This is a genomic window from Mycobacterium sp. IDUB_39 (genome assembly GCF_055419205.1).
Map to the genome: position 1 here is coordinate 1143167 of NZ_JBVAXF010000001.1, position 12455 is coordinate 1155621.

General features: G+C 68.2%; 10 protein-coding genes. 5 read left to right on the top strand and 5 right to left on the bottom strand.

The genetic code is table 11. From position 1 onward, the window contains the following. Positions 1-31: 31 nt before the first annotated feature. A complete protein-coding gene (locus ACZY0X_RS05315; protein WP_463768782.1) occupies positions 32-1141 on the bottom strand; it encodes an acyltransferase family protein in 1110 nt (369 codons plus the stop codon). A 189-nt stretch (positions 1142-1330) separates the two neighbouring features. Here ACZY0X_RS05315 and pgfA point away from each other — a divergent pair, with 189 nt between their 5' ends. Together pgfA and ACZY0X_RS05325 are read left to right on the top strand one after the other, a co-directional pair. Beyond that, positions 1331-2542, top strand: coding sequence for a cell envelope lipid trafficking protein PgfA (gene pgfA, locus ACZY0X_RS05320; protein ID WP_463768547.1), 1212 nt, complete (start codon positions 1331-1333; stop codon positions 2540-2542). Positions 2543-2562: 20 nt separating this feature from the next. Continuing rightward, positions 2563-4239, top strand: coding sequence for an MmpA family trehalose lipid delivery protein (locus tag ACZY0X_RS05325; protein WP_463768548.1), 1677 nt, complete (start codon positions 2563-2565; stop codon positions 4237-4239). Here the strand turns inward: ACZY0X_RS05325 and ACZY0X_RS05330 are convergent. Further along, positions 4236-5432 (bottom strand): glycosyltransferase family 4 protein, encoded by a 1197-nt coding sequence (locus tag ACZY0X_RS05330; RefSeq protein ID WP_463768549.1) that lies wholly within the window; start codon positions 5430-5432, stop codon positions 4236-4238. The two genes, ACZY0X_RS05325 and ACZY0X_RS05330, sit on opposite strands and share 4 nt — an antisense overlap. 36 nt (positions 5433-5468) lie before the next feature. Between ACZY0X_RS05330 and ACZY0X_RS05335 the strand changes: the two genes are divergently transcribed. After that, positions 5469-6233: a class I SAM-dependent methyltransferase gene (locus ACZY0X_RS05335; RefSeq protein ID WP_463768550.1), complete on the top strand. Its 765-nt coding sequence runs from the start codon at positions 5469-5471 to the stop codon at positions 6231-6233. A 54-nt stretch (positions 6234-6287) separates the two neighbouring features. Continuing rightward, positions 6288-7760: an aldehyde dehydrogenase gene (locus ACZY0X_RS05340; RefSeq protein ID WP_463768551.1), complete on the top strand. Its 1473-nt coding sequence runs from the start codon at positions 6288-6290 to the stop codon at positions 7758-7760. An 89-nt stretch (positions 7761-7849) separates the two neighbouring features. On the opposite strand, the gene ACZY0X_RS05345 is transcribed toward ACZY0X_RS05340, so the two are convergent. From ACZY0X_RS05345 to ACZY0X_RS05355, 3 genes are all read right to left on the bottom strand, one after another. Then, the gene (locus tag ACZY0X_RS05345; protein WP_463768552.1) at positions 7850-9685 is read right to left on the bottom strand and encodes an acyl-CoA dehydrogenase; all 1836 of its coding nucleotides are present in this window, start codon (positions 9683-9685) and stop codon (positions 7850-7852) included. Positions 9686-9768: 83 nt separating this feature from the next. Further along, entirely contained in the window at positions 9769-10293 is a 525-nt protein-coding gene (locus ACZY0X_RS05350; protein WP_463768553.1) for a dihydrofolate reductase family protein, read from the bottom strand. A gap of 2 nt (positions 10294-10295) precedes the next feature. Further along, on the bottom strand, positions 10296-11207 hold the full coding sequence (locus ACZY0X_RS05355) for a helix-turn-helix domain-containing protein (protein WP_463768554.1): 912 nt from the start codon (positions 11205-11207) through the stop codon (positions 10296-10298). Positions 11208-11301: 94 nt separating this feature from the next. Here ACZY0X_RS05355 and ACZY0X_RS05360 point away from each other — a divergent pair, with 94 nt between their 5' ends. Further along, positions 11302-12447: an acyl-CoA dehydrogenase family protein gene (locus tag ACZY0X_RS05360; RefSeq protein WP_463768555.1), complete on the top strand. Its 1146-nt coding sequence runs from the start codon at positions 11302-11304 to the stop codon at positions 12445-12447. Positions 12448-12455 lie beyond the last annotated feature (8 nt).

A 12455-nucleotide genomic window follows, 5' to 3' on the forward strand; every position in this document is an offset into this window, starting at 1 on the left:
GAGGCCTTGTGTGAATTCAATCGCGACGAGGTCATCTCGCGACAGCAGGCTCCACCTCATCGGTGACCGAGCTGTCCAGCGGTGAGGGACGGCGCCGCCTCTCCCAGCGCCGCAACGCCTCTCGACACGGCGACTCGACCAGCGCGTAGCTCACCGCGGCGATCGCGAAGCCGAACACCAGCGTCAGCGCCAACACCACCGGCATGTGGCCGCTGAAGGCGAACTCACCGATCACCGGGAACACCATCGCCAGCGCGGCCAGATGCCACACGAAAAGCCCATAGGACCAGCGCCCCAGCGTCACCATGCCCGCGCTGCCCAGGAATCGGTGCGGGGTACCGGGAGCGTCCAGCACCAGTGGCGCCAACAGCGTGGCGGCGACCACCGCGCCCATCGCCGTCTTGACCACGAACTGGCCGACGGTGCCCGGCGTCAGCCCCTCCGGGCCGGCGATCGGAGAGGCCGCGACCGCGAACGCCGCCAGTCCCAGGCCCACCATCAGGATTCGGCGCCGCGCCAGCCGGTGCATCCAGCCGACCGGGCTGACGCTCAGCTCGGCGATCACCATCCCCGCGGCGAACCAGGAGAAGAAGGCGGGCGGCCAGTTCATCGGGTTGACCCCGAACGGTGCGTCGAACGGGATGAGCCCCCACGCCAGGCTCGCAGCGGCCAGCACCACCAGCGCGGGCAGGCGGGCGGGCACCGGCAGCCTGCGGGCCAGCAGCGCGAGCAGTGGCAGCGCGAGGTAGAAGCTCACCTCGACTGAGAGGCTCCACATCTGGGTCAGGCCTGCCGTCAGCGTCAGCGGGACGTAGATCTGGGTGAGCGTCAGATTGGCCAGCCACACCGTGAGGTTCGCCGTCACGTCGGGCATGAGTGTGAGGATCACCACGACCGCCACCAGGTAGCCCGGCATGATGCGGACGATGCGCGACCGCAGGTAGTGCCCTGTGGGGGGGACCTGTCGCAGACCGCGCGCCGCGGCGGCGTGACCGCGCCACAGCAGGAAGCCCGATAGCGCGAAGAAGACGGCCACCGCCAGGTCGAATCGGCCAAGCACTCGCCCCGTGAACCCCGTGGTGTGCCCGGTCTGAAACGCCACGTGGGTGACGACGACACCGATGGCGGCGCACGCCCGCATCCCCTCGACGGCGGGCAGGAAGCCACGCGTGCCGCTGGTTCTCCCGTCCTGATCGGTACTCGCCACGGCGCCCAGTGTGCCCGAAGCACTTGTAGTAAGGATCTGCCTTAGCCCGGGCTGTTAGGGTCAAACGGGTCTTTCTTGAGGTCATCAAGTGAGAGTGGACGCCCGAAGGAGAAGGAGCACGGTTTGAACCGCGCTGTGGCGCTGCGTATCGCAGCGTGCGGGCTCATGGGATTGGGCGCCGCCCTTCTCATCGCCGCACTGTTGTTGTCCACGTACACGACGAGCAAGATCGCGAAGATCCCGCTCGACATCGACACCACGTTGGTCAGTGACGGGACCGGCACAGCCTTCAAGCCATCCTCGCTGACTGAGCCGAAGTTCGTCGTCGACGAGGACGTCCCGTTCGTCCTGCAGCAGCAGATCAGCGTGGAGTCACCGGCGAACGCCGACGTCGTCACGCTCCAGGTAGGCGACACTCTGCGCCGCGCCGACAAGCAGCAGGACAACGGTCTGCTGCTGGCGATGGTCGACACCGTCACACTCGACCGCAAGACCGCCCTGGCGGTGTCCAGTGACACCAACCCGGGTGGCGCCGTGCAGAAGCCGCGCAGCATCGAGGACAAGAACCCGCCGACCAACGTCGCGTTGCCGCACGAGGGGCTGACCTACCGGTTCCCGTTCGACACCGAGAAGAAGACCTACCCGTTCTTCGACCCGATCGCGCAGAAGCCGTACGACGCGAACTACGAGGGTGAAGAGGACGTCAACGGCCTGACCACCTACCGGTTCACCCAGAACGTCGGCTACGACGACGAGGGCAAGCTGGTCGAGCCGATCAAGTACGCCTCCCTGTACGAGAACGACGAGGACGCCCAGGTCACGGCGCGCGCCGAACTGTGGGGCCTGCCTGCTGACGATCCGATGGATCCCATCACGATGACGCGCTACTACGCCGCGCAGCGCAGCTTCTGGGTCGACCCGGTGTCGGGCACCATCGTGAAGTCCGAGGAGCACGGCTTCCACTACTACGCACGTGAGGCCCTGAAGCCCGAGGTCACGTTCGCCGACTACAAGATCACCTCCACCGATGAGACCGTCGAGTCGCAGGTGGCCAGCGCCCGTGACGAGGGCGACACCCTCGCCCTGTGGGGTCGCATCCTGCCCATCACCTTCATCGCGCTCGGACTCCTCACGCTTGTCGGCGGTGCGCTGCTGGGGACGTTCACCCTGCGCGCCGAGTCGGCGCTGATCGACCCGGGTCTCGACGATGCCGACCACGGTTTCTTCGGCAGACGCTCGACCGAGGACTCCGGTCCGATGCCCGCTGCGGAGGCGAAGACGGAGAAGCTGCCCACGCAGCGGCCGTCGGAACTGCCGCCCGACAGACCGGTCTGATCGCACCCAACCGATGGGCGGTGCCGGCGTACTCGCTGGCGCTCTCACTGCTGGTGACGGCGCCGCTGCTGGCGCCGGGTCATCTGCTGCTGCGCGACGCCGTCTCGACGCCGCGGTCCTACCTCTCCGATGCGGCGCTTGGCCTGTCGGGCGCCGCACCGCGGGCCCTGCCCCAGGACTTCGCGATCGCCGTGGCCTCCCACGTCCTCGACGGCGGGGTCGTGGTCAAGGCTCTGCTCATCGCGGGTCTGTGGCTTGCCGCCTGCGGTGCGGCTCGCCTGGCGGCGGTCGTGGTGCCCGATGCCGGGCTCCCCGGCCAGTTCGTCGCCGCGACGCTCGCGGTCTGGAACCCCTACGTCGCCGAACGTCTTCTGCAGGGCCACTGGAGCCTGTTGGTCGGTTACGGCTGCCTGCCGTGGGTGGCGGCGGCGATGCTCAGGCTGCGGTCCGGGGACGGCGCGTCGGGGCCTGCACTGATGTGGCCGGTGCTGTTCTGGACAGCGCTGGCTGGGCTGACACCCACAGGCCTGCTACTGGCGGGAATCGTCGCTCTGGTGTGCGCCTCGGCGCCGGGAACCGGCCGGGGCAGATGGATGTGCGCCGCGGTGGCGCTGGGCTCGTCGACCCTGGGCGCGCTGCCCTGGCTGGTGGCGTCGGTGGGTGCAGGCTCGCTGTCGTCGAGCCAGGCCGTCGGTATCCATGAATTCGCGGCACGTGCCGAGCCCGGCCTCGGCACGCTCGGCAGCCTCGCCGGGCTGGGCGGCATATGGAACAGCCAGGCGATACCGGACTCTCGGACAACGCTTTTCGCGGTGATCGCGACGGTGACGCTGCTCACTGTCGTCGCGCTTGGGCTGCCGACCGTGCTGCGCGTGCCGCAGGCGATGCCGCTGCTGGTGTTGTCGGCGGTGGCCGTGGCACTACCCGCTCTCGCGGCGACCGGGCCGGGTCTGGCCGCTCTGCAGGCGACGGTGCAGGCGGTGCCCGGACTCGGCGTGCTGCGCGACACGCAGAAGTGGGTGGCCCTCGCGATGCCGGGGTACGCGGTGGCGGCGGCCGCGGCTGTCGTCACGCTGCGACCGCGGATCCCCGCCGCGGCGACGGGCGTGGTGTGCTGCCTCGCGTTGATCGCGGTGCTGCCCGACCTGGCGTGGGGAGTGGGCGGGAAGGTCACGGCCGTGCGCTATCCCGCGGGGTGGTCGACGGTCGCAGCGATGATCAACGCCGACCCGCGACCGGTCGCGGTGCTGCCACCCGACAGCATGCGGATGTTCACGTGGGCAGGGGACGCCCCCGTGCTCGACCCGCTGCCGCGGTGGGTGTCGGCCGATGTGCTGACCACCGGCGACCTGCTCATCGGCGGTCAGCGGGTGCCCGGTGAGGGAAATCGGGCCCGCGATATCGAAGCGCTCGTGCTCTCCGGGACGGGCGCAGACGAACTGGCCCGGGCCGGGGTGGGCTGGGTGGTGGTTGAGAGTTCCGGCGCGTCAACAGCTTCGGAGGCCTCGGGACCTGACCTGGACCTCCCCGTCGCCTACGCGGACGACGATCTGACGCTGTACCGAGTCGGCGGCGACCACCCGGGTTCGCAGATTCGCGGCATTCTCGTCGCCGCGCATCTGGGCTGGCTCGCCGCGCTCGTCATCGGGGGTATCGGGACAGTGCTGACCCTGCGCCGTCGGCGAGTGGCGAGCTAGACGAGCCCGCCGATTCGGCGGCCGTCGACAGTCGCGTCGAGCACAGTGCGCATGGCGTCAGCGCTTTGACGCCAGGAGAACTCACCGCTGCGCACCTGGGCCTTGGCGCCCAACTCGGCGCGCAGCACCCCGTCGAGCAGCAGTCGTTCGGTCGCCGACACGAGATCGTCGAGGTCGTCGACGAGCAGTCCGGTGACCCCGTCGACGACGGAGTCGGTCAGGCCACCAGAGGACCGGTAGCCGATGGTGGGCACCGCATGCTGGGCGGCCTCGATGACGGCCAGCCCCCAACCCTCCTTGCGCGATGGCAGCAGATGCACCCAACTGCGCTGCAGCACCAGGTGTTTGGTGTGTTCGTCAACGTGCCCGTGGAATGTCACCGAGTCTGCGATGCCGAGGCCCGCGGCATGCTCGACAAGCCTGTCGTGCCACCAGCCGCCGCCGAGAATCTCCAGTCGCAGATCCGGTATGACCGGCAGCAGCCGCGCGACGGCGTCCAGCACGTCCTCGATCTGCTTGTGCGGGACCAGACGTGACAGCACCACCGCTGTCGGCGTGTCTGAACGGCGCGGGGTCAAGGTCTCCACAGGGGCCTCGTCGACGCCGTTGCGCACGACCGCGACATGTCCGGGATCGACGCCGAGATCGGCGAGGTCACGCGCCGATGGCAACGACACCGTGACGTACTGGTTGCCGCAATGCGCGCGCGGTGACAGCCGCGACTCCACGAACCAGCCGATCCGGCTCAGCAGGCGACCCGCCACCGGCCACTGCTCACGGTGACAGTGATGCACCAGCACCACGACGCGGGTCCCGAATACGACGCGGGCCAGGAACGGCAGGCCGTTCTGGGTGTCGATCACGACATCCGGGCGCACTCGACGCAGCGGCCCGACGCCGATCCGTGCGCCGATCATCGCGAACATCGCGAGGACGTAGACCGAGTAGGGGCCACCCGCGCGGTTGATCGCGACGCCGTCGACCGTCTCGTTCCGGGGCGCCCCCGGGTAGCGGGCGGTGCGCAGTGTGACACTCACCCCGTCAGCCGCCAGCGCAGCGCCCACACGCTGCAGGTAGGTCTCGCTGCCACCGCCCTGCGGGTGTCCGGTGTCGCGCCAGCACAACAGCAGCGCGGAGCGGACACGGGTCGGAGGGCAGAAGCGAAGCGACCCGGGACTTGATGGGTGAGACATCGAGAGCCAGAGTAGACGCCACCTAGGCTCGGTCCCGTGGTCGTCAGCAGAATTCCGGGTCGCTGGGCGACGCTGCGGCGCTCGGTACGTCTGCTCAGTGAGTTCAGGTTCGAACAGAGTGATCCGGCGCGGTTCTACGGCGCGCTGGCCGATGACACCGTCGCGCTCGTCGCGTCGTTGTGGACGGCGCTGTGCGGCACGGCGCCTGCGGGACGCACGCTGGTCGACGTCGGCGGCGGGCCCGGCTACTTCGCCGACGCGTTCGCCGACGCCGGGATGCCCTACATCGGCGTCGAGCCCGACCCGTCCGAGATGCACGCCGGACCTGCGGGCGAACCCGGGGCCGGCACGTTCGTGCGGGCCTCGGGCATGGCGCTGCCGTTCGCCGACGACAGCGTCGACGTCTGCCTGTCGTCGAACGTCGCCGAGCACGTGCGCGAACCCTGGCTGCTGGGCAACGAGATGCTGCGGGTGACGCGCCCCGGCGGGCTGGTGGTGCTGTCCTACACGGTGTGGCTTGGTCCGTTCGGCGGCCACGAGATGGGCCTGACGCACTATCTGGGCGGGGCACGCGCGGCCGACCGCTATGCCCGCAGGCACGGCCACCGACCCAAGAACGACTACGGCTCCTCGTTGTTCGCCGTCTCCGCCGCCGACGGCCTCGAGTGGGCGGCGAGCACGGGTGCGCTGGTCGCCGCTTTCCCCCGCTACCACCCGCGATGGGCGTGGTGGACGGTGCGCGTGCCACTGTTGAGGGAGTTCACGGTGAGCAATTTGGTGCTCGTGCTGCGGCCTTCCTGAACCCTCGAATGGAACAGGTTCTCGTTTCGCGGATCGATGGGTAATGTGACGCTCATGACACAGAGCACGGCGTTCAAGACCGAGTGGGACAAGTTGTTCATCGGCGGCAAGTGGGTCGAGCCGTCGACTACCGAGGTCATCGAGGTGCACTCCCCGGCGACGGGTGAGCTGGTCGGCAAGGTTCCGCTGGCCGCCGAGGCCGACGTGAACGCCGCCTGCGCCGCCGCCCGCAAGGCCTTCGACGAGGGCCCGTGGCCGCAGATGTCGCCGCAGGAGCGGGGCGCGGTGCTCGCTGCCGCCGTCAAGATCATGGAGGAGCGCGCCGATGAGCTGAAGTTCCTCCTCGGTGCCGAGACCGGCCAGCCGCCGACGATCGTCGACATGATGCAGTACGGCGCCGCGATGTCGGCCTTCGTCCACTACGCGGGTGCCGCCGACAAGTTCACCTGGCGCGACTTCCGCGACGGCGTCTACGGCCAGACGATGGTGGTTCGCGAGCCCATCGGTGTCGTCGGCGCGGTCACCGCATGGAACGTGCCGTTCTTCCTGGCCGCCAACAAGCTCGGCCCCGCACTGCTGGCCGGCTGCACCATCGTGCTCAAGCCGGCCTCCGAGACACCGCTGTCGGTGTTCGCCATGGCCGAGATGTTCGCCGAGGCAGGCCTGCCCGAGGGCGTGCTGTCGATCGTGCCCGGCGGCCCGGAGACCGGCCGCGCGCTGACGTCCAACCCCGAGCTCGACAAGTACACCTTCACCGGCAGCAGTGCGGTCGGCAAGGAGATCGCCAAGATCGCGGCCGAGAACCTCAAGGCCTGCACGCTGGAACTCGGCGGCAAGTCGGCGGCCATCATCCTCGAGGACGCCGATCTCGACTCGACGCTGCCGATGCTGGTGTTCTCCGGCCTGATGAACACCGGCCAGGCCTGTGTGGGTCAGACCCGCATCCTCGCGCCGCGGTCGCGCTACGACGAGGTCGTGGAGAAGCTGTCGGCCGCGGTCGCCGCGATGCCGGTCGGTGGGTCGGACAACGCAGGCGCGATGATCGGCCCGCTGATCTCCGAGCGGCAGCGTGAGCGCGTCGAGGGTTACATCAAGCAGGGTGTCGACGAGGGTGCGCGCATCGTCACCGGCGGCGGCCGCCCCGAGGGCCTCGACGACGGCTGGTTCGTCCAGCCGACGGTTTTCGCCGACGTCGACAACTCCATGGTCATCGCGCAGGAGGAGATCTTCGGACCCGTCCTCGCGGTGATCGCATACGACACCGAGGACGACGCGGTCCGGATCGCCAACGACTCGGTCTACGGCCTGGCCGGCAGCGTCTACACCACCGACAACGACAAGGCGATGAAGATCGCGTCCAAGATCCGTACCGGTACCTACGCGGTCAACATGTATGCGTTCGACCCGGGCGCACCGTTCGGCGGCTACAAGAACTCGGGCATCGGCCGTGAGAACGGCTGGGAGGGCATCGAGTCCTACTGCGAGCAGAAAAGCATCCTGCTGCCGTTCGGCTACACCCCGGAGTAACAACCCACCACCACGTCGCCGAGACTGCTGTCAGATCACGAATTCCACTGGAAACGCGATCTGACAGCAGTCTCGCGGCGTTCTGGGGTCTAGAAAGCCTCTTCGGCGAGATCCATGACCGCCAGGTCGACATCGTCGATCTTGCGCCGGTCGGCGGTCAGGCGCGGGAGCACGTTCTTGGCGAAGAACCGGGCCGCGCCGACCTTGCCCTGGTAGTAGGCACGGTCGCGGTCGGAGACGTCACCGTCGAGTGAACCGAGCGCGATCTCGGCGCCGCGCAGCAGCAGCCAGCTGATCACCAGATCGCCGACGGCGAACAGGAACGACACCGACTCCAGCCCCAACCGGTACAGCTCGCGGGAACTCTCCTGCGAGGAGATCAGGAATCCGGTCATCGTGGCGACCATGGCCTGCACGTCAGCGAGCGCCGTGGCCAGCAGCACCCGGCAGTCGGCGAGTTCCTCGCGAGCGGACTCGCTGGTCAGGAAGGCCTGTATCTGCCCGGAGACGTGGCCCAGCGCGACGCCCTGATCGCGGGCGATCTTGCGGAAGAAGAAGTCCTGCGCCTGGATGGCGGTGGTGCCCTCATATAGCGAATCGATCTTGGCGTCGCGAATGTACTGCTCGATCGGGTAGTCCTGCAGGAACCCCGAACCGCCGAAGGTCTGCAGGCTCTCGGTGAGCGTCTGATAGGCGCGCTCGGAGCCCACACCCTTGACGATCGGCAGCAGCAGATCGTTGACCCGGTCGGCGAGCGCGGCGTCCGCCCCCGATACGACGAACGCGGCCGACGGGTCCTGGTGTGCCGCGGTGTACAGGTACAGCGACCGCAGCCCCTCGGCGTAGGCCTTCTGGGTCATCAACGCTCGCCGAACGTCGGGGTGGTGCAGGATGCTGACCCGCGGCGCCGACTTGTCGGTCATCTGTGTCAGATCGGCTCCCTGGATGCGGGTCTTCGCGTACTCCAGGGCGTTGAGGTAGCCAGTCGACAGCGTCGAAATGGCCTTGGTGCCGACCATCATTCGCGCGTACTCGATGATCTTGAACATCTGCGCGATGCCGTTGTGCACGTCCCCCACCAGCCAGCCGACGGCGGGTCGGTCGTGCTGGCCGAACGTCAGCTCGCAGGTCGCGGAGACCTTGAGACCCATCTTGTGTTCGAGGTTGGTGACGTAGACGCCGTTGCGTTCGCCGGGCTCACCGGTCTGCGGATCCGGCATGAACTTGGGGACAAGGAACAGCGACAGCCCCTTGGTGCCCGGACCCGCGCCCTCGGGGCGCGCCAGCACCATGTGCATGATGTTCTCGAAGAGGTCGTCGGAGTCACCCGAGGTGATGAAGCGCTTCACACCGTCCAGGTGCCACGTGCCGTCGGGCTGCTCGGCGGCCTTGGTGCGTCCGGCGCCGACATCGGAGCCGGCGTCGGGCTCGGTGAGCACCATCGTCGCGCCCCAGTTGCGATCGATAGCCATTGCAGCCCAATGCTTCTGCTGCTCGTTGCCGATGTGGTAGAGGATGTTCGCGAGAACCGGACCGGCGAGGTAGATGAACGCGGCGGGCTGCGCGCCGAGCGCGAACTCGTTGATCGCCCAGGTCACCATCGAGGGCGCGGGCATGCCGCCGACCTCTTCGGCCAGCCCGATCCGGAACCACTCGCCCTGCTGCCACGTCCGCACCGACTTCTTGAACGGCTCGGGCAGCGTCACCGTGTGCGTGTCGGGATCGAATGTCGGTGGATGGCGGTCGGACTCGGCGAACGCCTCGGCCAGCGGCCCCTCGGCCTGTCGGGCAGCCTCGGCCAGCATCTCCCGCACCGTGGTGGGGTCCAGATCGCCGAACTCTCCGGTGGCGAGCACCTTCTCCAGATCCAGCACTTCGAAGAGGTTGAATTCCAGATCGCGCACATTGCTCTTGTAGTGGCCCATGAACCGCGCCTTTCACGATCGAATGCGCATCAAGCCTAGCCGCGATTACCCGTCGGTAACCAGTTATCGGGGCGGGGCGAGCGTCAGGCGGCCTTCGCCCAGCGTGCGCAGACGAAGTCGCCGTTGACGGTCGACTCGAGGAGCTTCCACTCCGACCGCATGGGCAACACGCGAGCCCCCGCCCCCAGCGAACACGGTGCGTAGGAGACGATGATCTCGTCCACCAGGCCGGCGGCGACGAACTGTGCGGCGACGTGGCCACCACCGACAAGCCAGACATCCCTGTCGGCCGCCGCCTCCACCAGCGTCGGATACAGGTCGGTGATCAGACCCGAGAACGTGTTGACCCGATGGCCGTCGGCGATGATCCCGGGACGGCTGGTGAGCACCCACGACGGCTGTTCGTACATCCAGTCACCGGGTTGGTTGTCGCGGATCCACTCGTAGGTGCTCGAGCCCATCACCAGTGCGCCAACGGATTTCGCGAAAGCCTCGTAGCCGAAGGGGCCATCGACGTCGATATCGCGGGTTAACAGCCAGGCCAGGCTGTCGTTCTCGTCGACGATGAAGCCGTCCAGGCTCGACGCGGTGTAGTAAATGCAGGCCATTGTCAGTTTCCTCTCATCCAGTCCAGTGGGTCGCCAAGTCCGGTGCGCACGCCGTGGCGGGCGAGCATCGCGCGGACGAGTTCGCGCCGGTGCGCGGAGTAGGTCAGGACGTGCGCGACGATGCCGTAGAGCTGGAAGGACTCCGGCGGGTCACACAGCGCGTCGATCACGGTGTCACCGAGACGGCCCTGTTGCGCGTGGTCGGCGATCATCGCGCTCCAGCGCGCGGCGATGCCACGGTGGTCGTCGGCCAGGTCAGCCGCTGACCTGTGCAGGGGTCGCGTGGGCTGGTCGCGACCCTCGATGCTGGCCAGCCACACCTGTTTGGTCCACACGATCGCCCCGAGAACCGCGCCGACGGTCTCCTCCTCACCGTCCCATTCCAGTACCACCTGCCCGGGTGAAAGCCGTTCCGTCCATTGCTCTTCGGTCAGCTCCGTGGCGTGGGCGATGAGGTGTTCGGTGTCGGCGAGGTCATGGGCGACCATGAGTTGGGAGACATCGGGTGCCGTGTCGTTCGGGTCGCCGCGCAACCACAGCGACTCGGGCGGGTGAAAGTGCAGCCCGTTGGGCGCGGTCAGCCAGAAGTCGACGTCGGCGGCCTGCGACGGCGGGACACCGTAGGAGCGCCGGAACGCCCGGGAGAACACCTCGGCCGACGACCATCCCTCATCGGCGGCGACGGCCGCGACGCCCTCCCCCCGCTGCAGCCGCCACGCGGCGCGCTCGAGCATGACGCGTCGACGCAGCGCCGCGGGCGGCTCTCCCGTCAACCGACGCACCTGACGGGAGAAGTGGAACTCCGAGGCGAAGCTGCTGCGTGCCATGTCGGCGACATCGGAGTTATCGACGTCGACCACCGCGTCGAGCAGTTCGCGTAGGCGGTCGCGTCGCGCTGGCGGTTGGTCGCTCACAGTCAACGAGTATGGCCGCGTCGCCGCCGCTCGCACATGACGTTTCCTGCTCTCCCGCCTTGCCTGCGACTCCGCGCACTAGACTCGCCGCACAGTGAGCGAATTCGATGCGCTGTGCGCCAACAACGACGACCTGGCTGAACTACGGTCCGCGGTCCGGTCGTTTCTCGCCTCGGACCGTGACCGGTACGGCTGGCAGCCGGCCGTCGACTGCTGGCTGTCCCGGTGGGACGCCAACTTCAGCATCCGGTTGGCGAAGGCGGGTTTCGTCGGTCTGACCATTCCCGTCGAGTACGGCGGACGTGGGTTGGGTTATCTGCACCGGTATGTGGTGACCGAGGAGATGCTCGCGCACGGAGCGCCGGTCGGGGCGCACTGGATCGCTGACCGTCAGGTGGCACCCGCGCTGCTGACCTACGGTTCCGAGGAACAGCGGCGCAGGCTGCTACCCCGCATCGCCGAGGGCCGGTTGTACTCCGCGATCGGCATGAGCGAGTACGGCGCGGGCTCCGATCTCGCTGCTGTCGCCACGCAGGCCACCCGCTCCGATGACGGCTGGGTTCTCAACGGCTCCAAGGTGTGGACCAGCGGCGCCCACGAGGCCCACCAGGTGGTGGTGCTGGCCAGGAGCAGTCCGCTGGATCCCGAGCACAGGCACGCAGGCTTCAGCCAGTTCATCGTGCCCACCGACGCGCCCGGCGTCACCATCGAGCCGATCATTCTCATGAACGGCGAACACCACTTCAACGAGGTGCGCTTCGACGACGTCGCGCTGTCCGATGGCGACCTGCTCGGCGATGTCGGCGACGGGTGGCATCAGGTGACCTCCGAACTCGGCTTCGAACGCAGCGGTCCCGAGCGTTTCCTGTCAACGGCCACACTGCTTTTCGCGACCATAGGCGCGCTGGGTCGCCGCGACGTCGACGACCGCACCGCCGCCGAGGTCGGCGACCTGGTGGCGCGGATGATCTCGTTGCGCCAACTGTCGATATCGGTGGCGCGGGCACTGACCGAGGGGCAGGACGCCAACGCGCGCGCCGCGCTGGTGAAGGATCTGGGCACCAGGTTCGAGCAGGACTCGGTGGAGATCGCCGCTGACCTCATCGATGCGCTCGACGGGCCCGATACCGAACCGCTGCGCGCGATGCTGGCCACGGCACGCGTGCACTCACCACTTTTCACCCTGCGCGGCGGGACCAATGAGGTACTGCGCGGTGTCGTCGCGAAGGCCCTGGCATGACAGGCCCT